Origin of the sequence: Bradyrhizobium sp. LMTR 3 (assembly GCF_001693485.1) — a bacterium.
Taxonomy (GTDB): Bacteria; Pseudomonadota; Alphaproteobacteria; order Rhizobiales; family Xanthobacteraceae; genus Bradyrhizobium.
The window spans coordinates 521,032-541,908 of the sequence record NZ_MAXC01000012.1; the positions used below are offsets into that span (position 1 = coordinate 521,032).

General features: G+C 62.8%; 21 protein-coding genes and 2 pseudogenes. 10 read left to right on the plus strand and 13 right to left on the minus strand.

Annotated elements, in window-relative coordinates; translation table 11 throughout:
* Positions 1-254 precede the first annotated feature (254 nt).
* The gene (locus LMTR3_RS12050; RefSeq protein ID WP_084029607.1) at positions 255-1,295 is read left to right on the plus strand and encodes an alpha/beta hydrolase; all 1,041 of its coding nucleotides are present in this window, start codon (positions 255-257) and stop codon (positions 1,293-1,295) included.
* A gap of 81 nt (positions 1,296-1,376) precedes the next feature.
* Here LMTR3_RS12050 and LMTR3_RS12055 read toward each other — a convergent pair whose 3' ends face one another.
* The gene (locus LMTR3_RS12055) at positions 1,377-1,700 is read right to left on the minus strand and encodes a YnfA family protein (protein ID WP_065745228.1); all 324 of its coding nucleotides are present in this window, start codon (positions 1,698-1,700) and stop codon (positions 1,377-1,379) included.
* A 60-nt stretch (positions 1,701-1,760) separates the two neighbouring features.
* Complete coding sequence (locus tag LMTR3_RS39130) at positions 1,761-2,480, minus strand: hypothetical protein (RefSeq protein ID WP_245319834.1); 720 nt, start codon at positions 2,478-2,480, stop codon at positions 1,761-1,763.
* 98 nt (positions 2,481-2,578) lie between these two features.
* On the opposite strand from LMTR3_RS39130, the gene LMTR3_RS12065 reads away from it, so the two are divergent.
* Positions 2,579-3,046 carry a MerR family transcriptional regulator gene (locus tag LMTR3_RS12065; protein WP_065745229.1) on the plus strand — a complete coding sequence of 156 codons (468 nt, stop codon included), beginning with the start codon at positions 2,579-2,581 and terminating at the stop codon, positions 3,044-3,046.
* Between the two features lie 532 nt (positions 3,047-3,578).
* Here the strand turns inward: LMTR3_RS12065 and LMTR3_RS39975 are convergent.
* The 3 genes and pseudogenes from LMTR3_RS39975 to LMTR3_RS12075 form a co-directional block, all read right to left on the minus strand.
* A pseudogene (locus tag LMTR3_RS39975) lies at positions 3,579-3,725 on the minus strand (ClpX C4-type zinc finger protein); the annotation flags it as partial.
* 33 nt (positions 3,726-3,758) lie between these two features.
* A pseudogene (locus tag LMTR3_RS39980) lies at positions 3,759-3,911 on the minus strand (glyoxalase superfamily protein); the annotation flags it as partial.
* 214 nt (positions 3,912-4,125) lie between these two features.
* Complete coding sequence (locus LMTR3_RS12075; protein ID WP_065745630.1) at positions 4,126-4,593, minus strand: MarR family winged helix-turn-helix transcriptional regulator; 468 nt, start codon at positions 4,591-4,593, stop codon at positions 4,126-4,128.
* Between the two features lie 195 nt (positions 4,594-4,788).
* On the opposite strand from LMTR3_RS12075, the gene LMTR3_RS12080 reads away from it, so the two are divergent.
* From LMTR3_RS12080 to LMTR3_RS12105, 6 genes are all read left to right on the plus strand, one after another.
* Entirely contained in the window at positions 4,789-6,714 is a 1,926-nt protein-coding gene (locus LMTR3_RS12080; protein ID WP_065745231.1) for an FAD-binding monooxygenase, read from the plus strand.
* Between the two features lie 233 nt (positions 6,715-6,947).
* Entirely contained in the window at positions 6,948-7,241 is a 294-nt protein-coding gene (locus tag LMTR3_RS12085) for an acyl carrier protein (RefSeq protein WP_028346689.1), read from the plus strand.
* A gap of 10 nt (positions 7,242-7,251) precedes the next feature.
* The gene (locus tag LMTR3_RS12090; RefSeq protein ID WP_065745232.1) at positions 7,252-7,725 is read left to right on the plus strand and encodes a 3-hydroxyacyl-ACP dehydratase FabZ family protein; all 474 of its coding nucleotides are present in this window, start codon (positions 7,252-7,254) and stop codon (positions 7,723-7,725) included.
* Positions 7,718-8,914 (plus strand): beta-ketoacyl-ACP synthase, encoded by a 1,197-nt coding sequence (locus tag LMTR3_RS12095; protein ID WP_065745233.1) that lies wholly within the window; start codon positions 7,718-7,720, stop codon positions 8,912-8,914. The genes LMTR3_RS12090 and LMTR3_RS12095 overlap by 8 nt, the downstream gene beginning before the upstream one ends.
* A gap of 88 nt (positions 8,915-9,002) precedes the next feature.
* Entirely contained in the window at positions 9,003-10,280 is a 1,278-nt protein-coding gene (locus LMTR3_RS12100) for a beta-ketoacyl-ACP synthase (RefSeq protein WP_065745234.1), read from the plus strand.
* Between the two features lie 22 nt (positions 10,281-10,302).
* Positions 10,303-11,238 (plus strand): lipid A biosynthesis lauroyl acyltransferase, encoded by a 936-nt coding sequence (locus LMTR3_RS12105; protein WP_065745235.1) that lies wholly within the window; start codon positions 10,303-10,305, stop codon positions 11,236-11,238.
* A 489-nt stretch (positions 11,239-11,727) separates the two neighbouring features.
* Here LMTR3_RS12105 and LMTR3_RS12110 read toward each other — a convergent pair whose 3' ends face one another.
* The 6 genes from LMTR3_RS12110 to LMTR3_RS12135 all read right to left on the minus strand — a co-directional run bounded on the left by LMTR3_RS12110 (position 11,728) and on the right by LMTR3_RS12135 (position 16,441).
* Positions 11,728-12,834, minus strand: a complete 1,107-nt coding sequence (locus LMTR3_RS12110; RefSeq protein ID WP_065745236.1) for a polyamine ABC transporter substrate-binding protein — start codon at positions 12,832-12,834, stop codon at positions 11,728-11,730.
* A gap of 3 nt (positions 12,835-12,837) precedes the next feature.
* Positions 12,838-14,010 (minus strand): aminotransferase, encoded by a 1,173-nt coding sequence (locus LMTR3_RS12115; RefSeq protein ID WP_065745237.1) that lies wholly within the window; start codon positions 14,008-14,010, stop codon positions 12,838-12,840.
* A 7-nt stretch (positions 14,011-14,017) separates the two neighbouring features.
* Positions 14,018-14,296, minus strand: coding sequence for a rhodanese-like domain-containing protein (locus tag LMTR3_RS12120; RefSeq protein ID WP_051379298.1), 279 nt, complete (start codon positions 14,294-14,296; stop codon positions 14,018-14,020).
* 198 nt (positions 14,297-14,494) lie between these two features.
* Complete coding sequence (locus LMTR3_RS12125) at positions 14,495-14,947, minus strand: GNAT family N-acetyltransferase (RefSeq protein ID WP_141686565.1); 453 nt, start codon at positions 14,945-14,947, stop codon at positions 14,495-14,497.
* A gap of 57 nt (positions 14,948-15,004) precedes the next feature.
* Entirely contained in the window at positions 15,005-16,051 is a 1,047-nt protein-coding gene (locus LMTR3_RS12130; protein ID WP_065745239.1) for a cyclase family protein, read from the minus strand.
* A 171-nt stretch (positions 16,052-16,222) separates the two neighbouring features.
* Positions 16,223-16,441 carry a hypothetical protein gene (locus LMTR3_RS12135; RefSeq protein ID WP_065745240.1) on the minus strand — a complete coding sequence of 73 codons (219 nt, stop codon included), beginning with the start codon at positions 16,439-16,441 and terminating at the stop codon, positions 16,223-16,225.
* A 489-nt stretch (positions 16,442-16,930) separates the two neighbouring features.
* On the opposite strand from LMTR3_RS12135, the gene LMTR3_RS12140 reads away from it, so the two are divergent.
* The gene (locus LMTR3_RS12140) at positions 16,931-17,815 is read left to right on the plus strand and encodes a universal stress protein (RefSeq protein ID WP_176721862.1); all 885 of its coding nucleotides are present in this window, start codon (positions 16,931-16,933) and stop codon (positions 17,813-17,815) included.
* Positions 17,816-17,845: 30 nt separating this feature from the next.
* On the plus strand, positions 17,846-18,493 hold the full coding sequence (locus LMTR3_RS12145; protein ID WP_065745242.1) for a vanadium-dependent haloperoxidase: 648 nt from the start codon (positions 17,846-17,848) through the stop codon (positions 18,491-18,493).
* A 68-nt stretch (positions 18,494-18,561) separates the two neighbouring features.
* Here the strand turns inward: LMTR3_RS12145 and LMTR3_RS12150 are convergent, their stop codons facing one another.
* Positions 18,562-19,080, minus strand: a complete 519-nt coding sequence (locus LMTR3_RS12150; RefSeq protein WP_084029546.1) for an SCO family protein — start codon at positions 19,078-19,080, stop codon at positions 18,562-18,564.
* Between the two features lie 107 nt (positions 19,081-19,187).
* A complete protein-coding gene (locus LMTR3_RS12155; RefSeq protein WP_065745243.1) occupies positions 19,188-20,297 on the minus strand; it encodes an MBL fold metallo-hydrolase in 1,110 nt (369 codons plus the stop codon).
* Positions 20,298-20,877 lie beyond the last annotated feature (580 nt).

Consider the following 20,877-nt stretch of genomic DNA (forward strand, 5'->3'; position numbering starts at 1 on the left):
GGGACGGGATGGCCGGAGTTGTAAGCGTGATTTGGGTTTGCCGCGAAGCGTTTTATTTTTGCGCGCGCGACTGGACAGGGGAAATCAGCTTGAAATTGTTACTGAAATTCGCGCAATCGCGCAGCGCCCTTTGACCCTGATCGATCACTATCCGTCAGGCGCGTCGAGCCGCGCGAAAATTAAGATGCGCGGTCGACGCAAATTGCCGTTACGTTAGGTGGGCAGAAAAACAGAAAAAAACGAGGGAGGCTATGGTGAGACTTTCGATTGCGACCGCAGGCTTTGTTCTCGCAATGCTCCTTTCCATTCCGGCGCTGGCACAGACGAGGGCTCTGGTGACTGACGAGATGATGGTCAAGACTTCAGATCCCGGCATCGAGATCTACGTCCGTAACAAGCGGCCGGCCGACATGACCTCGTTCCACCCGGAGCAGACCGTGCTTTACGTGCACGGCGCGACCTATCCTTCGGAGACGGCGTTTGATCTCAAGCTGGATGGCCTGTCCTGGATGGAATACATCGCCGCGCGCGGTTACGACGTGTGGCTGCTCGATCTGCGCGGCTACGGCAAGTCGACGCGTCCTCCCGAGATGGCCGACAAGCCCGACGCCAATCCGCCCATCGTGACCGGCCAGACCGCGGTCAAGGACATCGGCACCGCCGTCGATTTCGTCCTGCAGCGCCGCAACATTCCGCGCCTTAACCTGCTCGGCTGGTCGTGGGGCACGACGCTGATGGCGACCTACACCACGCAGAACGCTTCGAAGGTCGAACGTCTCGTGCTCTATGCGCCGTCCTGGATCCGGCAGACGCCCTCGCTCGTTCAGACCGGCTCGGGCAAGCTCGGCGCGTACCGAATGGTGAATCGCGATCAGGCGAAGGAGCGCTGGTACACCGGCGTGCCCGAGGACAAGAAGGCCAGCCTCATTCCCGCCGGCTGGTTCGACGCCTGGGCCGACGCGACATTCGCCACCGATCCGGTCGGCGCGGCGATGAATCCGCCGGTCGTTCGCGCCCCCAACGGCGTCGTACAGGACGGCGCCGAATTCTTCGGTGCCGGCAAACCCTACTACGATCCCGCCAAGATCACGGTGCCGACGTTACTGGTCGGCGCTGAATGGGACCGCGACACGCCGCCCTACATGGCGCAGACCCTGTTTCCGCTTCTGGTGAACTCCCCGGGCAAACGCTACGTGGCGCTGGCTGAAGGAACGCACTCCATCATCATGGAGCGCAATCGCCTCAAACTGTTCGAGGCAGTGCAGGCATTTCTGGATGAAGCGAAGCGGTCGTGACGGTGGGTAGCCCGCATGAGCGCATGCGATATGCGGGACCGCTAGACCGGGATATCGCTGCGCTCATCCGGGCTGCGCGTGCTAGCCGCGCGGTCCCCATAGAATGACGGCGGCGCCGATCAAACATATGGAAGCGCCCGCGACGTCCCAGCGATCCGGACGCACGCTCTCGACCGTCCAGAGCCAGAAAAGCGACGCGGCAATGTAGGTGCCGCCATAGGCGGCGTAGGCGCGTCCCGCCGCCTCCGTTTGGACGAGCGTCAACAGATACGCAAAAACGATGAGGGAGAAGACGCCGGGAAACAGCCACCAGATGGGCTTGCCGAGGCGCAACCAGCCCCAGAACGCAAAGCAGCCAGCGATTTCCGCGACAGCGGCACCAACGTAAACGATAGTACTCTTCATAGGCCGAACTTCTCACGGCATCCGCTGCCACTCAAGGCAGCGGATCAGATCACCGCGGAGTCAGACCCGCAGCATTCGAATAAGTGGCTTTTCAAGTAGTGGCCATAGCACTGCGACTGCCAGTAACGCAGTCGCTGCCCCCATCATGACGAGCGTTGATGTGGCTGGCTTGCGAGCCGTGCGCCGCGTCTGCCACGCGATCCAGCCCCATGCGCCGACGACCGACAGGATGGCAAGGACGGTGACCCACACATGCATGCCGACAAACCACGCTAGCAAAGGCCCGGCACTAGCGAGAACCGTTACCGGGAGCGCAAACGGCAAGACGCAGCATACACCACAAGCGACAGCGCCAGTCGAAAGCGTCACGGCGGTGACGCCTGCGGCTTTCGAACCCGGTGGCTCCTTGGCAGAGGTTTTTGCGGCGGATGCCGACGTGGCGCATGCGCATGACGACGGTGCGGGCGCGTTTGCCACAAACTGCTCGAACAAAGTGTCTGCGGCCTCGCGGTCCATTTCGGGCGCTGTGACCGTGACGCGGATTTCGCTTCCCGTCTCGCAAAGCTCAAACGCAAGGAATGCGCAGCAGGCCCGCTCATTGCGGACCATCTCATGCACACGCTCGCGCGCTTCCGGCGTGTAACTCAATTCCAATACGAGATCGCGGCGCTCGTATTTTCGGAGCGCGTCCTTGTTCAAGGCGGCAATCCAGGCAAGCCGGTCTTTGAACTCCCCGGACGCAAGCGTGCAGGCTATGGGCCGGGCTTCGACCATCGTCATCGGCAATCTCCTTGTGCGGTTGATCGGAGCTTGCCGGGACCCTACATCCTCAAGTAACTTGAGGTTCAAGCAGAAAGAAGCGACGGAAAATCAGATAGATGAGCAATCTCAAGATTGGCGCCCTCGCCCGACAGACCGGCACGAATGCGCCGACGATCCGGTATTACGAGGAAATCGGCCTGCTTCGTTCAGCGGGTCGTCAGGCGGGCAACCAGCGCGTCTACAGCGCTGCCGATGTGAAGAGCCTGACGTTCATCCGGCGCTGTCGCGAGTTTGGGTTCTCCATCGATCAGGTGCGTTCTCTCGTGGCACTGGTGCAAGACCCTGCCAGCTCCTGCATGCATGCGCGCGACCTTGCACAGGAGCATCTGGTCGCCGTGCGTGCAAAGCTTACGGAGTTGAAGGCATTGGAGCGCAGTATCGCGGCTTTCGTGGCCAACTGCGATGCATCCTGCGCAGGCGGCGCGGGACCCGACTGCGTGATTCTCGAAGATCTGTCGAAGGGGCGCGCGCAAACGCGCGCCACTTCAGGAGGCCGGTGCTCGAAGACCAGCGCGTGTTCTTAGAGCGCAACGCAGAGCGGGCCTGCGCCCCGACATCACGGCACCGCAGAAAGAGGGCTGAGTTACAGCAAGTAGCCCGCATGAGCGCATGCGATATGCGGGACCGCTGGCCGCGGATTTCGCGGAGCCGGTCATCACTGCGCGAGCGCAATTGCGCTCGTCGCGTGGCGCGCGTTCGCGCGACCCGTTGGCTCCGTCCGGGCTACGCTCGCTACGAGGGCGTTTGCCGGGTCCGTTCGTTGACGATAGCCGTCGCCGTTCGTAGCGCCTGCTCATAGCTCTTCAACTGGGCGTGCGAATACGCCTGCATGGACCGCAGTTCGTCCGGCGTCTTGTTCTTCAACTGGGCGAAGCTAGGCGATAGCGACATTTCGCTGTCCGCTGCCGACCCCTTTTCGCGAAGCGCGAGCACGATCCGTTGCAACGCGAGCCGGTTGCGCTGCGCTCCCTTCTCTGCGTGTGCGACGTAGTGCTGCAGCCTGTCGGTCGACATGTCGCGAGCGCCCTCCTCGTCGCCTTCGATCAGCCGAAGAAGTTGCTCGTCGACGATGTCGGTGCAGAGGTCGATACATTCGTCGCAGATGAACACGGCAGGCCCGGCTACCAGCTTGCTCACCTCGTCCTGGCTCTTTCCGCAGAACGAGCAATAGAGCAGTTTGGCTTGTGATGCCGGATTCCGCAGCCTGCCCGGCCAGCCGGACGGTGGCCGGGCTGCATCGATCTTGGCCGACAGGATATTCCAATTGTCGTAGCCGAACGCCTTCGCAATCAGCTCCAAGGACTCGCTGTGCGTGGTTTGCACAGCCTTGGCAGTCAAGGCATCGCGCAGGGAACGCGCCATGGCTTTCGCATCGCGGAAATCGCGCATGAGAGCACCCGTATCGGCGAACGGAGGAGATCGGTGCCTGCCTTGCCGACCCGCTCGCCAATAGCGAGGGCCGAGATATCAGATACGTTCACCATCCCAGATGGGCGCAGGCGGCCGGTGTATCAACCGGTCATTATTTTGGCTCGGCCGCGGTCATTGTCAACCCGACGATGAAGGCGCCTCATCGTCCTTCATCGGCCCGTACTGTCTCTCTTCACCCCAACCGCGCCTCGCGCAACGGCGCGCGGCTCAGTTCGTTGCCGGCGGTAATCGCTTTGCGCAGCAGCCGCATCAACTCCGCGCCCTCCTTTTCGGTGAGGCCGCGCAGCATGGTGTGCTGGGCCGCCTCGACGGCCGGCGTGATGGCGCGCAGCGTGCGCTTTCCCGCTTCCGTGATTTGCAATTCGCGGGCGCGGCGATCGCGGGGGCTCGCGTGACGCACCAGCAAACCCTTCTGCACCAGGCGGTCGACCACGCCGGTGATGGTGGTGCGGTCATAGGCGATGAGGCCAGCCAACGTCACCTGATCGATCCCCGGGTTCATCTTGATGGCTGCCAACGCAGCGTACTGAACGGGCGTAAGGTCGAAGCCCGCCTCCTCGACCTCTGCCAGGAACACGGCCACCGCGATCTGCTGGAAGCGGCGCGCCAGATGGCCGGGCATCTCATTATTGTCTCTCACCAAATTCTCCAAGGCAAACTCAAAGGCGGGTCCTGGAATTGACAAGCATACTGATAATCAGCATGCTGAGCAATATCGTCCGTGCGCTTTGGTCGCGGAATCCGCCGGCAGTCAAGTGAACGACGCCATAGATGAAGGGTAATCCGATCGGTCAAAATCAATCCGGGTCGGCCGAGGACGGGAGGAGCAGGTCTGATGCAGTTTCACCTGAATGGATTCGAGCCGGGCGACCCCGAAATCGCCGACCCCGTCGAGCGGGTTGCCCCCTCCGGCATGTCCGGACTGGTTCCGGCGGAAGTCGATGTCCTGATCGTCGGCTGCGGACCGGCGGGTTTGACGCTGGCGGCGCAGCTTTCGGCGTTTGCCGACATCAAGACCTGCATCGTCGAGCAGAAGCCGAGCCGTCTCTTGCGCGGCCAGGCCGACGGCGTCGCCTGCCGCACCATGGAGATGTTTCACGCCTTCGGTTTCGGCGAGCGCGTGCTGAAGGAAGCCTGCTGGATCACCGAAACGACATTCTGGAAGCCGGACGATCGCAAGCCCGAAAACATCGTGCGCAGCGGCCGGGTTCAGGACGTCGAGGACGGGCTGTCGGAGATGCCGCACCTCATCCTGAACCAGGCGCGCGTGCATGATTGCTACCTCGATGTCATGCGCAAATCGCCGGCGAAGCTCGAGCCCTATTATTCACGGCGATTGCTGGATCTTTCGATCGCGCCGGCGGCGCAGTTCGAAGATCACGCCGTGACCGTGCGCCTCGAACGGCTCGATGCCGGGCACGAGGGCGAGGTCGAGACCATCAAAGCGCGCTATGTCGTCGGCTGCGACGGCGCGCGCAGCACGGTGCGCAAATCGATCGGGCGCGAGCTGCGCGGCGATTCCGCCAACCACGCCTGGGGCGTGATGGACGTCCTTGCCGTCACCAACTTTCCCGACATCCGCTTCAAGGTGCTGATCCAGTCGGCTCGCGATGGCAGCATCATCGTGATCCCGCGCGAAGGCGGCTATCTGGTCCGGCTCTATGTCGAACTCGCCAATCTCGACGCTGGCGAGCGGGTCGCCAGCCGCAACATCACGCCGGATGATCTGATCGCGAAGGCGCGGCGGATTCTCAATCCGCATACGCTCGATGTGAAGGAGATCGCCTGGTGGTCGGTTTACGAGATTGGCCAGCGGCTGACCGACAAGTTCGACGACGTGCCGGCGGAAGAGACCGCAACGCGCCTGCCCCGCGTCTTCATTGCCGGCGATGCCTGCCACACCCACAGCCCCAAGGCCGGCCAGGGCATGAACGTCTCGATGCAGGACGCCTTCAATCTCGGCTGGAAGCTCGCCGCCGTGCTGCGAAGGCGCAGCGCGCCGCATCTCTTGCACAGCTATTCGGCGGAACGGCAGGCGGTAGCGAAAGAGTTGATCGACTTCGACCGCGAATGGGCCCAGATCCTTGCGTCCGCCAAGGGTAACAACAAGGGCGCGGATGCGGCGAAAACCCAGGATTATTTCGTGCGTCACGGCCGCTATACCGCGGGCACGGCGACGCACTACCGCCCGTCGGTCCTTACGGCCGAACCGGATCATCAGTATCTTGCCAAGGGCTTCGAGATCGGCACGCGCTTTCACTCCGCGCCGGTCGTTCGCCTCTCGGACGCCAAGCCGGTTCACCTCGGCCACATCACGAAGGCGGATGGACGTTTCCGGCTCTTCATCTTTGCCGGCGCGGGCGATCCCGCGGCCGCCGTCTCCCCTGTTCGCTCGCTGTGCGATTTCCTGAGCGAAAACCCCAAATCTCCCGTCAGGAGGCACACGCCTGCGGGCGCAGATATCGACTCCGTGATCGATGTCCGCGCCATATTCCAGCAGGCCCACACCGAACTCGCCATCGATGCGATGCCGCCGCTCCTCCTCCCGCGCAAAGGACGCTACGGGCTCATCGACTACGAAAAAATGTTCTGCCCCGATCTCAAGGGCGGTCACGACATCTTTGCGATGCGCGGCATCGATCGGGACGGCGGCTGCATGGTCGTGGTGCGCCCGGACCAGTACGTCGCGCACGTGCTCCCGCTCGATGGCCATGCGGCGCTTGCGGCGTATTTTGATGGGTTCATGCTAAGGGCGGGGTAAGCGCGTAACCCGCATGAGCCAACGGGTCGCTCGAATGCGCGCTCCCCCGGAACCAAACGGCCGTCCCTGCCCATAAATCGGTCGGCGATCCCCTCGCCTCCCTCCATTGAACTCAGCGCCCCGCTCCGATATACGGGCACTCGACTCCGGCCGAGGGAATGGGCCTTCCGGGGCCGTGCACCCGCCTCCTCCAAGCCGTTCCGGATTTTCTCCAGTATATCAAAGGCTTAATGATGTCTTCCACATTCGATCAGATCGCCAACATTATCGCGGAGACCTGCGACATCCCGCGCGACACGATCAAGCCGGAGAGCCACGCCATCGACGATCTGGGCATCGACAGCCTGGACTTCCTGGACATCGCCTTTGCCATCGACAAGGCGTTCGGGATCAAGATGCCGCTCGAAAAATGGACCCAGGAGGTCAACGACGGCAAGGCCACGACCGAGCAGTATTTCGTGCTGCAAAATCTCGCCGATCGCATCGACGAGCTGGTCGCCGCCAAGAACGCAGCGCCGGGCGCCTAATCGCCCCGCCATGCAACTTGATTACTTCCAACTCATCGACCGCATCGTCGATCTGAACCTCGACGAGAAGAAGATCACGGTCGAGGCGCAGGTTCCGACGACGCATACGATCTTCGAGGGGCATTTTCCCGGCTTTCCGATCATGCCCGGCGTCCTGCTGACCGAAGCGATGGCACAGAGCTCCGGATGGCTGATACTTGGCGTCCTGAAGTTCGAGCGCATGCCGTTCCTCGCCATCGTGAAGGAAGCCAAGATGCGGGGTTACGTCAGTCCCGGTCAGTTGCTGACGATCGAGGCGAAGCTCGAGCACGAAGGCTCCGGCTTTGCCGTCACGAAGGCAAAAATACGCGTCGGCAAGGAGTTGAGGTGCAGCGCTGAACTCACCTTCGGCCTTGCCCCCTTCCCCGACCCGGCCTTGCGCGTGCACATGGACGCCATGGCCAACAAGATCGGCTTCCCACTGCAGGCGATAACGCATGACTGAGCAGAAGTCTCCGGCCAAGGAAGTCTGGATCACCGGCATCGGTATCGTCTCCTCGCTCGGCGAGGGGCTCGACGCGCATTGGGATGCGCTCAACGCCGGTAAGATCAACGTCGACGACAAGCGGTTCGCACCCTACATCGTGCATCCGCTGGCGCCTGTTACCTTCGACGCGCAGATCCCGAAAAAGGGCGACCAGCGCCAGATGGAGGCGTGGCAGCGCATCGGCACCTATGCCGCAGGACTGGCGCTGGATTCAGCGGGCGTCAAAGGCAACAAGGAAATCCTCGGCCGGATGGACATGATCGTGGCCGCCGGCGGCGGCGAGCGCGACATCGCGGTCGACGCGGCAATCCTGTGCGCCGACGCCAAGGGCAATTCCAGCCCCGGCTTTCTCAACGAACGGCTGATGAACGATCTGCGGCCGACGCTGTTTCTGGCCCAGCTCTCCAATCTGCTTGCCGGTAATATCGCCATTGTCCACGGCGTCTGCGGCACGTCGCGCACCTTCATGGGCGAGGAAGCAGCCTCCATCGACGCGGCACGGATTGCGCTGGCGCGGATCGAAGCCGGCCAAAGCGACATCGCGCTGGTCGGCGCGGCCCATAATGGCGAACGGTCCGATCTTTTGGTCCTCTACGAATTCGGCGACTTCAACCTGACCGAAAAGTTTTCGCCGGTGTGGCAACGCGAGGATAGAAGCGGGTTCGCGCTCGGCTCCGCCGGCTGTTTCCTGGTGCTGGAAGCCCGCGAGCACGCCGAAGCCCGCGGCGCCAAGCCTTACGCCAAACTGACCAAGGTCGTTGCCGACCTCGCGCAGCGCAAGCAGCCGGGCGCGGTGACCAAATCGCTGGAGGCGCTGTGGCCGAAGCTCGGCGTCGGCGACAGCGGCACCCTGATCACGGGGGCAACCGGCGTCGAGCCGGTGACGTCGGACGAAAAGGCGTTTTTGCGCCAGCATCCCGGCTTTGCGGTGCGCGCCACCGGCACGATCTTCGGTCACACGCTGGAGACGCAGTTTCCGCTGGGGCTGGCGCTTGCCGCACTCTCGATCTCCCGTGGCGCGCTGTTCCCGCCCAACGACCCGACCGGGCTCGAGGTTGAAAAGGCAGGCAGCCCGGACCAGATTGTCGTGGTGGGGGCCGGTCACTGGCAGGGCGAGGGCATGGCCCTGGTCGAGGCCATCAAGTAGAGCGTGGCCGAAAGACGACTTTCGGCAGCGCCAGAGCAAGCAATGAGCGCGAGCGTACTTTCAGTTACGGCGCAACATCGGGGGAACCATGTCAGCACCACGCGATAAACTCGGCAGGCCGATCGTCGTCGTCACCGGCATGGGCGTGGTGACGTCGCTCGGCGCCGGCAAGCAGGACAATTGGGCAAAGCTGACCGCGGGTGAATCCGGCATCCGCACCGTGACGCGCTTTCCGATCGACGGCCTGAAAACGACCATGGCCGGCACCGTGGATTTCGTCACCGTCGATCCGTTCTCGTCGACCGGCCTTTCCGAACGTCTCGCTGAGATGGCGACCGGGGAAGCGCTCGAACAGGCGGCGATCGGAGCCAAGGCCGACTTTCCCGGACCGCTGTTTCTGGCAGTTGCGCCGGTCGAGGTCGAATGGCCGCAGCGGCTCGAGCTCGGACGCGCGGTCGGCAGGACCGAATTCGGCTACGAGGATATGCTGCGCGTCAGCGGCGGCGGCCGGTTCACAGCCTACCATCGCCGCTTCATGTTCGGTTCGATCGCGAGCCACCTCGCCGAAACGTTCGGCACCAAGGGCTCACCGATCTCGCTGTCGACTGCCTGCGCCTCCGGCGCGACCGCGATCCAGCTCGGCGTCGAGGCGATTCGCCGCGGCGAAGCCGATGCCGCGCTGTGCGTCGGCACCGACGGGTCGGTGAACCCGGAAGCGATGGTGCGATTCTCGCTGTTGTCGGCGCTATCGACGCAGAACGATCCGCCGCAAGCCGCCTCGAGGCCGTTCTCCAAGAACCGCGACGGATTCGTGATGGCGGAAGGCGCCGGCGCGATGGTGCTGGAGAGCTATGAATCCGCGATCGCGCGCGGCGCCAAAATTCTCGGCGTGGTGGCCGGCTGCGGTGAGCTCACCGACTCGTTCCACCGCACCCGCTCCAGCCCGGACGGCAAGCCGATCATCGGCTGCATGCGCAAGACACTGGCCGATGCCGGCCTCGAGCCGGAGCAGATCGACCACATCAACGCGCACGGCACCGCGACGCCGGAAAACGACAAGATGGAATACAACACGACCGCGGTCGTGTTCGGCGAGCATCTGCCGAAGATTCCGGTGTCCTCGAACAAGTCGATGGTCGGGCATACGATTTCCGCGGCCGGCGCGGTGGAAGCCGTGTTCTCGCTGCTGACGCTGGAGCATCAGCGGATACCGCCGACCATCAATTACGAGATTCCGGATCCGGCCATCCTGTTCGACGTGGTCGGCAACAAGGCGCGCGACGCCAAGGTCACCGCCGTGATGTCGAACTCGTTCGGTTTCGGCGGGCAAAACGCCTCGCTGATCCTGACGCGCGAACCGGTGTAGCGAGCTGGCCGTTTCCTAAAAGATGAACCGCCTGCTCCTACGCACCAGGGCGCGCCTGCGCGACGCCGCCAAGCCGGTGGCCGAAGCCGCCGTCGGCGCGCTGACGATCGCGCTGTTGCGCACCACGCGCTATTTCGATCCGGACAAGACCGCCGATTTCCTCGGCCGGGTCACCCGCTTCATCGGCCGCAGGCTGCGCGAGGACCGCATCGGGCGCGAGAATCTCAAGGCCGCCTTTCCCGAGAAATCGGCCGAAGAGATCGAAACCATTTTGGCCGGCGTGTGGGACAATCTCGGCCGCATCGGCGCCGAGTTCGCCCATCTCGACCACATCTGGGATTACGACCTCGATCATCCGGAGAAGCCGAGCCGCATCGAGTTCCCCCCGCGGACCAAGGAAATCTTCGATTCCTTGCGCGACGACGGGAGGCCTGCGATCATCTTCGCGAGCCATCTCGGCAATTGGGAAATCCCAGCGCTCGGCGCCGTCGCGCACGGGCTCGATTGCGCCATCCTGTTCCGCCGGCCGAACATCGAGGCCGCCGACCGCGCCATCGAACGGATCCGCGCCGTCAAGATGGGCACGCTGGTGCCGGCCGGCCGCGAGGCACCGCTCAAGCTCGCCGAGGCGCTGCAAAGGGGCCAGCACGTCGCGATGCTGGTCGATCAGTACCTGGGCAACGGCGTCGAGGTGACGTTCTTCGGCCGCAAGACCAAGGCCAACCCGACGCTGGCGCGGCTGTTGCGGCAGGTCGAATGCCCCGTGCATGGCGTGCGCATCATCCGCCTGCCTAACCACCGCTTCCGCGCCGAACTTTCCGAAGAGGTCAAGCCGGTGCGCGACGCCGCAGGCCAAATCGACATCCAGGGCACGATGCAGGCGGTGACATCCGTGGTTGAAGGCTGGGTGCGGGAATATCCGGACCAGTGGCTGTGGCTGCACAGACGGTGGCGGTAGCGGCGCAATCGTCCTTCCCCGTCATTGCGAGCCAACGGGTCGCGCGAATGCGCGCCCGATGACAGGCTCCGCGAAGCAATCCATCCTTCCACTCGCGGAGGTATGGATTGCTTCGTCGCTTCGCTCCTCGCAATGACGAGGAGCAACGATCTCTCACCTCCCGGTTGGGGCCTATCCGCCGAACAGGCCGAGGCTCCACGCCTTCATCGCAACCGTCGATGCCAGGACGACAATAATCTGCAGCAGCGTGCGCGTTGAGAAGAAGGTGAGGATGTTGGTCATGTGATGCTCCCGGCGAGGAGCTATAGATTCCGCTTCGGGTTTCGGCAATAGAAGTTTGTGGGCCGGATGAACGGAACGATGTTCGGGACTTTGCGGACAGGCCCTCCACGTCATTGCGAGCGCAGCGAAGCAATCCATGTTCCACTTGCGGCGCTATGGATTGCTTCGCTGCGCTCGCAATGACGGATGGGGCACCGGAGTGCCGCATCACCTCCCCGTCTTCACCCTGGTCCACAGCCGGTTGATCACGCGCTGCGTGGCGGGCTCGCGGGCCTGGATGACGAACAGTTTTTTTTGCGTCGCTTCGTCCGGATAGATGTTGCGGTCGTTCAAAATCTTCGGATCGATCAGCTTCTGGCTCGCCAGATTGCCGTTGGCGTAGGACAGGAAGTTGGAATTCTTGGCCGCCACATCCGGGCGGTAGAGATAGTTGATGAGCTCATAGGCCTCCGCGACGTTCTTGGCGTCTGCGGGGATCGCGAGATTGTCGAAGAACATCTGCGCGCCCTCTTTCGGAATGGTGTAGCCGATCTCGACGCCGTTCTTGGCTTCCGCCGCGCGGCTGCGCGCCTGCATGATGTCGCCCGACCAGCCGACGACGAAGCAGATCTCTCCGGATGCGACCGCCCCGAGATATTCCGAGGAGTGAAACTTGCGGACGTTGGGCCTGATCTGGCTGACGAGATCGGCGGCCTTTTCCAGATCGGCCTGTTTGGTGGAGTTCGGATCGATGCCGAGATAACTCAGCGCCGCCGGCAGAATGTCGTCGGCGGAATCAAGCATATGGATGCCGCAGTCTTTGAATTTTGCGAGGTTCTCCGGCTTGAAGACGATATCCCAACTGTCGATCTTGGCGTCGGGCCCGAGAATCCTCGCGGCCGTCTTGACGTTGTAGCCGATGCCCGTGGTGCCCCACATGTAATTGGCGGCGTAATTGTTGCCGGGATCATAGGTCGCAAGCTGGCTGGTCACCACCGGCCAGGCATTGGCGAGATTGGGCAACTTCGACTTGTCGAGCTTGAGGAAGACTTTTGCGGTGATCTGGCGCTGCAGGAAATAGCCGGTCGGCACCACGACATCGTAGCCGGACTTTCCCGCCAGGAGGCGCGTTTCCAGCGTCTCGTTGGCGTCGAACGTGTCGTAGACCACTTTGATGCCGGTTTCCTTGGTGAAATCCTCCAGCACCCCCGGCGCCATGTAGTTCGACCAATTGTAGAAGTTCACCGTGCGCTCCTGCGCCCATGCGGGCGAGAGCGACAGCGCCAGAGTAATTGCGCCGATCAGGCAAAGCGGGCCTCGGATTGGAGCGCGCATCCTCTACCTCTTGCGGCGGCCGTGCACCGCGTCCGACAGTCGTTCCAGCGCGGTATCCAGCGTTTCGTCCTTCTTGGAAAAACAGAACCGCACCACCGACGTCACCGCATCCTGTTCATAGAAAGCCGACACCGGGATCGCGGCGACCTTGTAGTCGCTCACAATGCGCTTGCAGAACTCGACGTCGGTCTCATTCAAGCCCAGCGGCGACAGGTCGACGGTGAGAAAATACGTGCCTTGCGATTTCAGCACGGGAAAGCCGATGCTCTCCAGCCCCTTTGTCAGGCGGTCCCTGCTCCGCGCCAGCTCCTTGCGCATGTCGTAAAAATATTCGTCTGATTTGCCGAGGCCATAGGCCACCGCCGCCTGCAGGTTCGGCGCGGTGGTGAAGGTCAGGAACTGGTGCACTTTGGCCGCCACCCGCAACAGCGGCGGCGCGGCGCAGACGAAGCCGACCTTCCATCCCGTCAGCGAAAAGATCTTGCCGGCGCTGCCGACCTTGATGGTGCGGTCGCGCATGCCCGGGATCGTGATCAGCGGGATATGCTCGCGGCCGTCGAAGATGACGTGCTCCCAGACCTCGTCGCAGATCGCGATGGTGTCGAACTTCTGGCAGTACCGCGCCAGCAGTTCGAGGTCTTCGCGGGGATAGACGACGGCCGCCGGATTGAGCGGGTTGTTGAACAGCACCGCCTTGGTCTTGGGATTGAAGACGCTCGCCAGCATCTCTTCCGTCAGCCGCCAGCCCGGAGGCTCGAGCCGCAGCAGGCGCGGAATACCGCCGGCCTGGCGGATGATCGGCAAATAGCTGTCATAGACCGGCTGGAACACGACGACCTCATCGCCGGGTTCGACCACGGCGAGAATGGACGCGGTCAGCGCCTCGGTGCCGCCCGAGGTCACCATCACTTCGGTCATCGGATCGAGCGAGAGCTTGTGCCAGCGGCCGTAATGAGCCGCGATGGCCTGCCGGAGTTCCGGAATGCCCATCATCGACGGGTACTGGTTGTAGCCGTTCACCGTGGCGTCGGCCGCCGCGCGGCGGATGTCCTCCGGCCCGGGATCGTCGGGAAAGCCCTGGCCGAGATTGATGGCGTTGTTGTCGCGCGCCGCCTGCGACATCGCCTCGAAGACGGTGACGGGAAGGTCGGCAAAGACCTTGTTCATGGATGTCATGGGCAGATCAGCCGCCGGTTTTGGTCGGCAATCCCGCAGCCTTCCAGCCGATGATGCCCCCTGCCAGATGCTTGTCGTAAGGCAGCCCTGCCGCCTGCGCCGCGAGCGAAGCCGTCACCGAGCGCTTGCCCGAGCGGCAGGCGAAAACCACCTGCTTTCCCTGCGGTTCCGGAATGGCCGCCGGATCGAAGCTCTGGAGCGGAACGACCACCCCATCCGGATAGGCCTCCACCGCCACCTCATTGGGCTCGCGGACATCGACCAGAAGATAGCGTCCCTCCGCCATCCCCTTGGAAACGTCTTCCGGCGTCAAATCGTGCACCTGATGGTCCGCCACGCAATATCCTCCTGACAACCCGCCGCGCGGGCTCCGACAGGCCCGGCCAAGCGGGCGCCAAAGTCGCCCCTCGCGCGGTGAAAATCAAGCGCCGCGAACGGTTTAAAGCGCCGTTCGAACCTCCAGCCTCAGCTTCGCCGGAGGCGGCTATAGAAGCTGCTTCGCAATGGGCCAAGCCCCATTCGGCGATTGAGGACCATTCGCCAGGTAACCTCGACGAAGGTAGAATGCCATCGCGTTCGAACTGGCTTCGGCCCGCACCGCCCGAATGCCTCGCTCGCACATCAGCCGCTCGCACACCCCCAATAACCCCGCGCCAACACCCCGGCAGGCAAAATCCGGGTCGGTATAGAGTCCCTCCAGCCACTCGCCGCGAAAGGCCCCCCACCCGGCCGCCCTGCCATCGAGTTCGGCAACCCATACGTCCAGCTCACGCAGCTTTTGCTCCATTCCGGCGCGCGTGAGCTTCGCCGCCCACGCCTGCGCCTCGGCGGCCGTCATCGTTGGAAGCGCGAGCTCAATGATCGATCGCCGCCGAATGTCGTACAGACGGTTCGCGTCCTTGCGCATCGCTCGACGGTAAACGGCCCCCATCGTCATCTGCCTCGCGTCAAACGACCTGCCGAAGCTCGCCAACCAGCTCAGCGCTACATTCGATCAACGGAGGGCGAGCGGCCGCAGCGTCGTGCCGGCCACGGTACCGCGGATGGCGTTTGTGGTCAGGATGTAGGCGAACTCGTAGACACGATCGGCGGCAAGCCGCTCGAGGTTGTTGAACTCCAGGATGTGGACGCCCTGCTGGACCAGCAGATAGACGTGGACCGGGATGAAGCTGCCGCCGACGGCCTGAGAGTCGGCCGGCTTCGGCGGCCCATATTCGAGCCCGGACGTATCGGAACCGAGCATAAGCGCGCCCTTCTCCTCGACGAGCCACTTCGCGGCTGTCAGGCCGATGCCTGCCGAGTCGTGCTGGCCGATCTTGGCGTGGTCGCGGCCGTTCTCGCCCCAATAGCGCGCGGTTCCCGTGCGCAGCAGAACGACCGTGCCCGGGGTGACGTCGACGTTCTGCGCCTTCAACGCGCCCTCGATGTCCGCGACAGTGATTTCATAAGAAGACGGAAGGGCCTCCACGTTCTTGAAGCCCGCAACGTCGACCAAGACGCCCCGCGCGACGATCGGCGGGATCGTCGTGACGTCCGCCTTGCGAACGCCGAAGTCGCCGCCCCACTCGTCGGACGTGAAACCGTTGTAAAACTCGTTCTTCGGTCCATGCGTGACGTGGCCGAGCCCATCAATCTGGGTCGCCACGTTGTCGTTCATGAAGATAGCGTTGCTATGCCAGGCGGTGATGCCCGTATTGCCGCCCTCCGGCGTGGTAAACGCCAGATCCTTCTGGCTCCTCACGCCCGCGGGCGAGCGGAAGCTCATGATTTCTCCCGGGCTGTGGCCGGGCCATTTGTACGAATTGCGGTCGTACGGAAGGCCGAGATCGTAGACCTTGCCCTGTGTCACGAGCTTCAAGGCGGCCAAACGTGACGCATCGGTCATCTCGTTGAGGTTTCCGACCTCGTCCTGAGGCCCCCAGACCCAGCCCCAGCCTTTTCCTTTCGACCACTTCTTCATGCCACCGTCCTGCGCATAGCCGCCGCCGGCGGCGAATGCGAGAACGGTCACGGCGAGCAGGAATCGCAAAACTACCTTCATGGAATCCTCCCTGGAACGACATGGATAGCTTAGCTTGGACAGTCTAGGCCTGAGCTGACCGTGCGATCAACGTGATTGTCGGCCGGCGCCGCCACCCGCCGCTCGTGGTAGCCAGGCAGACATCCCTTAGAGATTGCAGAAAGGTCGCGATTTGCGAGCACGCGCCATCCGCTAACTCAGTTTGCCCTTTTGAGCATCGGGCGATGGATGTGTGGCCTTTGCCGAATTGCGCGCCTTCATCCGGTCAGCCAGCATCCGAAGCTCATCCGCAAGAACGGTCCCTTTCGGAACCGGATAGTCATGGGAAATGCGATCATTCATATGAACGCGGAAGAGCACTTCTCCCGCAGTCTCAACGATCTCCACTCTTTCAATGCTGGGAAGGGCCATGCTGTCTGCGGCCGGACTTCCAATCGCCTCCTCTAACGAGGTCCTCAACGCACCGATAAGGTCTGCCGTCTCTATTGTGCTTAGAGCGATTCGTGCTCACCGCGCTCATCGGTGAACCCGATAATCACCCGTCCATCCCATGAATCCGTATAGGTTAGTTTCATAATCCTGGCTCTCATTAGGGCCAGAACCTTACTACGATACATGCTTCTGCCAATAATCCGCGAAGTCAGCGGTCATGAACGTTGCCGTTCCCGACCGCGCTCTCGCCAAAGCCGCCGCGTTATCGACTGATTGCGCTCGCTCATTTTGCAACGCTCGAACCCACCGGACATCGACGACCGAGGTCGGCAACCGGCACACCTGCGGGTCTCCGGAACTTTGGCGTGATTCCGGGAGTTATCAATGGCGGTATTGCGCGATTTCGCTTTCGGCTCAACACACATATGCCGTCTGTTGTCGCAAACGGCGGCAACGCAGGAGGCTGTCATGAGTATCAAGCGAATCCTGGTTCCACTTCCCGGCTCAGCCAGTCACACCGGTCAAATTGAAACGGCCCTGTCTGCCGCGAAGGCGTTGGGAGCTCACGTCCAGGCGCTGTTCATCAGTGAGCCGCCGGACACGCGTAGCGGTGTCACGCGTGGCGGCCTGAGTGTCACCGAAATGGGACGAACGGTGACCGCCGCATCGGTAAACTGGTACGCCGAGGAACGGGAGCGAACTGCGCGCGATGCGCGTGAGGTTTTCGCGCGGGCCTGCGCGGTAGTCGGCATCCCGATGCTATCGGCGAACGACGAGCCCGGCGGCCCGCTCGCAGCATCCTGGCGCGAAGCCGAGGGATCGTATGTGGAAATCGCGGTGCAACGGGCCGCTGCCTTCGACCTAATGGTCGCCGCAAGCGCCACCGTGATGGAATCGCTCAGGGCCATTGCCGAGCAATCGCTGCTGCAGACCCGTCGCCCCGTGCTGTTGGCGCCGGCTCGCCTGCATAGTGATCTGACCGACAGCGTGATGATCGCCTGGGACGAGAGCCCGGAATGCTGGCATGCGGTCTCGGCTGCCATACCGTTCATGCAACTCGCCAAATCTGTGCGGGTGATAAGCGTTGATCGGGACGCCAGCAATCGCCAAGCCTCGCAGGCGGAGGTGCTTGCCTATTTGCGCTGTCATGGCATCGCTGCGACCGCGCAGGTGGTTGCACCGGAATTGCGCTCGGTGGGCGATACGCTGCTCGCGGCGGGGACAGAGTATGAAGCCGGTCTGCTGGTCATGGGCGCCTTTTCCCATAGCCGCCTGCGCGAGATGCTTCTGGGCGGGGCCACGCGCCACATCCTTAAGAACGCTTCGGCACGCCCCGTTCTCCTGGCACATTAGCCCTCGTCCAGAGCGCAATCCCAACTCAGGTTGGCCGCCGACGCCAACGCGATGGCGGGCTTGCTCGCTCGCCGAAGGCGGGTTGGGGGCCGTACGATTGAAGCACCGACGCTGCAGACCGAGGCGGTTAAGTTCTGGGAAAACATTAATTTCGGCCCGGCATCGCAGGCGGCGGCGCGCGAGTTCGCCATGAAGCAGGAGATGCCGCTCGCCGAATGTGCCCGACTGTTCGCGCTGCTAAACATGAGTCTGGCGAACGCCTACATCGTCAATTGGGACGCGAAGTACACCTACAATGTCTGGCGCCCGGTCACCGCGATCCGCAACGGCGACGAGGACGGCAACGATGCCACTGAGCGAGATGCCGGCTGGACCTCATTCAACCCGACCCCGATGAATCCCGAATACCCCTCGCAGGCGACGATCAACGCGACGATCGCGTCGGCAGTTCTGGAATCGGTGTTTAGTCCCGTGAAGGCCATTCCTTTCACGGCAACTGATGTGCGGGATACGAAGCGGACGCGGCAGTTCGCCAGCTTGGCCGATATGGCCGAGGAGCAGAAGAATGTCCGCGTCTGGGGCGGCGTGCACTATAGATTCGCGATCCGCGCCAGTGAGGACGTGGGCCGAAAACTCGCGGCCTACATGATCGAGAATACGCTCAAGCGGGCGCGTTGAGTTCTTGAGTTGATCGCGCGCGAAGCCCCGGATGCGAATCCAGGGTTCTCGCCCGATTCCCATAGAAGTTATCTCTTCGTCCTATCGGAAAGATGCAGAGTGATCGTTTCTGTTATGCGGTCGGCCGCGGTGCCGGACGGAAGGAAGCCGATGTATTTTCCGGCTTCATCGACTAAGTACACGAACGAAGAATGGTCGATGACGTAGTCCGGGCTGTCAGGCGGGTATTTGGCGTAATAGACCTTGAAGGCGAGCGCCACGCGCCGAATCTGCTCCGCACTGCCAGTCAAGCCGATCAGCCGCGGGTGGAATAGTGGCACGTAACCGGCGAGGTGCGCAGCGGTGTCGCGCTCGGGATCAAGTGTGATGAAGATCGGCTGTACCGCTTCCGCTCCGGCGCCTAATCCATCAATCGCCAGACCGATCTGCTGCAGATCGGTTGGACACACGTCCGGGCAATAGCTGTAACCGAAGTAGATCAGCAGAAGTTTGCCGCGAAAATCCTCGTCGGTACGAGGTTTGCCGGTATGGTCGATCAAAGCGAACGGCCCGCCGATCGGGCCGCGGTTCCACATCAGGTCGTCCATCAGCCGAGCAGCCGACGTTCCCTCGGACGATTGCGCCCGCGACGACCATCCTCGGCCGGCCAGCAGGAGACCGGCCGTAAGGCCGAGAAGGCGCCGCCGGGTCGCAATCACGCGCCAAAATTGAGCCGCGCCGCCGCCGAGGCCAGCAGCAGCTTGTCCGGCATGATCTTGCGCACGGAATCGACGAACGTTAGGCCGCTACAGTGCATCGGCACCACCACGTCCGGCTCGAATGTCTTGAGTTCGTTGACGACCTGATCCGTATAGTCCGGCGTCGCGGGCCCTAGATGGAAACCCCCGATCAGGGCGTGCAGCTTATTGATGCCGGATACCTCCTGCGCCTGCCGGACGGTGTTGAGAATGCCGACGTGGCCGCACGAGGTGATGACGACAAGGCCGCGGTCCTTCACGTTGAAGCAGGTCGCGTGCTCGTGAGTATGCTCGTCCGGGACGACCTTGCCCTGCAGTTCCGCCGCGGTGAAATGGGTGTACTGGGTGGCATCGCAGCCCAGCCCGTCCTTGATCCCGTACTCCACCATGGTGTTGGGCAAGACCTTCTCGATGCCGGAACGCCTGATCTGCCCGGTGGTGAAGGCGTGGCCGGCGATCACGGTCGGGCGCTCGCACAGAACCGTCGCGACCTTCTGGGCCGCCAGAGCGCGCCGGTCCAGCGTGCCGTAGTCTGTTAATTGGCCCGGCGCGCTGGCCAGGCGATGGCAGAAATTGTCCTCGCCGCCGGCGTAGAGCTTCACGTCCGCCGGCAGTGCGCCACGGTACTTATCGAGGAATCCCATCAGGCCGCCGAAATGATCGAAATGGCCGTGGCTGAGGATCAAGGCGTCGACCTTCTTCACGTCGACTCCCATGAGGCCCATGTTGGTGATAAGCACGTCAGGCGTGTAGCCGTAATCGAGCATCAGGGTGCGGAGCTCGTTGCCGCGCTGGGATTCGAGCCAGAGCGACAGGCCCCATTGCGTATGAATCACGTTGGGAAACCCGGTCCAAAGGGGGGTCGGCTGCACACTCACGCCGTTGACTGTGCCGGGGCGCAGGAAAAGATCGTGGGTGGAGTCGACGAGCACCCTGATTGACAGCTTATCGACCATCGGCACTTCGATCGGTGCCGCCGAAGCGAACTCGACGCATGTGAAGCTGCCGCTCACCGCGAGGGCCGCGGAGCCTGCGAGGAAGTCACGCCGTCCCAATATGCGGGTCATGTTGGCCTCCGTATCGTTTCGAGGCCCCACTGGCGTGCAATATAGCAATCTTCTCGACTGCCCGGAAGTCAGGCCCTGCGGCTGCGGACGCCAGGCGCAAACTTTGCGAACGTCACGCGATGTTTCACCTGAGTGCATGCGCACCATACTTGTCTCATTTGCGGTTGAACCTTCGCGGAGTTCCCGTGACCCACGTCAAGGGGCTTTGAGAACCGCCGGAGGTTCTGATGACGAAGCATCGAACGATTACTGGGTTCGTGGCTGTCGCTCTGCTCGCTGTTGCCGCAACCGCCGCCACCATGAGGTCGCACTTACCTTGGACCGGCGGCACCGTTGTCTCCGCCGGCACGACTACGAAAGGCCTCGCGGTTGAAGCGAATGAGCTCCCGACTGCGAGTTTTGACGAGCGCTGGTCCGCAATGTCTGCTTCGACAGCAGACACGGCTGAGCGCCGGCTCGACGTTCGCTAAGTGGCGCCGCGATCGGGCGACTTGGCGAAACTTGTAATGGACTCCTGGTCGTTGGGCGACGTTTTCGCGTGACAGGGCGCGGATGCGGCTCGCGCGCACGACAAGATGAT

What these genes read in the sequence shown, in the direction of transcription:
- LMTR3_RS12055 (WP_065745228.1), bottom strand. Translation starts at nt 1,700, where the DNA reads ATGAAGAGTACTATCGTTTACGTTGGTGCCGCTGTCGCGGAAATCGCT.
- LMTR3_RS39130 (WP_245319834.1), bottom strand. Translation starts at nt 2,480, where the DNA reads ATGACGATGGTCGAAGCCCGGCCCATAGCCTGCACGCTTGCGTCCGGG.
- LMTR3_RS12065 (WP_065745229.1), top strand. Translation starts at nt 2,579, where the DNA reads ATGAGCAATCTCAAGATTGGCGCCCTCGCCCGACAGACCGGCACGAAT.
- LMTR3_RS12080 (WP_065745231.1), top strand. Translation starts at nt 4,789, where the DNA reads ATGCAGTTTCACCTGAATGGATTCGAGCCGGGCGACCCCGAAATCGCC.
- LMTR3_RS12085 (WP_028346689.1), top strand. Translation starts at nt 6,948, where the DNA reads ATGTCTTCCACATTCGATCAGATCGCCAACATTATCGCGGAGACCTGC.
- LMTR3_RS12090 (WP_065745232.1), top strand. Translation starts at nt 7,252, where the DNA reads ATGCAACTTGATTACTTCCAACTCATCGACCGCATCGTCGATCTGAAC.
- LMTR3_RS12095 (WP_065745233.1), top strand. Translation starts at nt 7,718, where the DNA reads ATGACTGAGCAGAAGTCTCCGGCCAAGGAAGTCTGGATCACCGGCATC.
- LMTR3_RS12100 (WP_065745234.1), top strand. Translation starts at nt 9,003, where the DNA reads ATGTCAGCACCACGCGATAAACTCGGCAGGCCGATCGTCGTCGTCACC.
- LMTR3_RS12105 (WP_065745235.1), top strand. Translation starts at nt 10,303, where the DNA reads ATGAACCGCCTGCTCCTACGCACCAGGGCGCGCCTGCGCGACGCCGCC.
- LMTR3_RS12110 (WP_065745236.1), bottom strand. Translation starts at nt 12,834, where the DNA reads ATGCGCGCTCCAATCCGAGGCCCGCTTTGCCTGATCGGCGCAATTACT.
- LMTR3_RS12115 (WP_065745237.1), bottom strand. Translation starts at nt 14,010, where the DNA reads ATGACATCCATGAACAAGGTCTTTGCCGACCTTCCCGTCACCGTCTTC.
- LMTR3_RS12120 (WP_051379298.1), bottom strand. Translation starts at nt 14,296, where the DNA reads ATGGCGGAGGGACGCTATCTTCTGGTCGATGTCCGCGAGCCCAATGAG.
- LMTR3_RS12125 (WP_141686565.1), bottom strand. Translation starts at nt 14,947, where the DNA reads ATGACGATGGGGGCCGTTTACCGTCGAGCGATGCGCAAGGACGCGAAC.
- LMTR3_RS12130 (WP_065745239.1), bottom strand. Translation starts at nt 16,051, where the DNA reads ATGAAGGTAGTTTTGCGATTCCTGCTCGCCGTGACCGTTCTCGCATTC.
- LMTR3_RS12135 (WP_065745240.1), bottom strand. Translation starts at nt 16,441, where the DNA reads ATGGCCCTTCCCAGCATTGAAAGAGTGGAGATCGTTGAGACTGCGGGA.
- LMTR3_RS12140 (WP_176721862.1), top strand. Translation starts at nt 16,931, where the DNA reads ATGAGTATCAAGCGAATCCTGGTTCCACTTCCCGGCTCAGCCAGTCAC.
- LMTR3_RS12150 (WP_084029546.1), bottom strand. Translation starts at nt 19,080, where the DNA reads ATGGACGACCTGATGTGGAACCGCGGCCCGATCGGCGGGCCGTTCGCT.
- LMTR3_RS12155 (WP_065745243.1), bottom strand. Translation starts at nt 20,297, where the DNA reads ATGACCCGCATATTGGGACGGCGTGACTTCCTCGCAGGCTCCGCGGCC.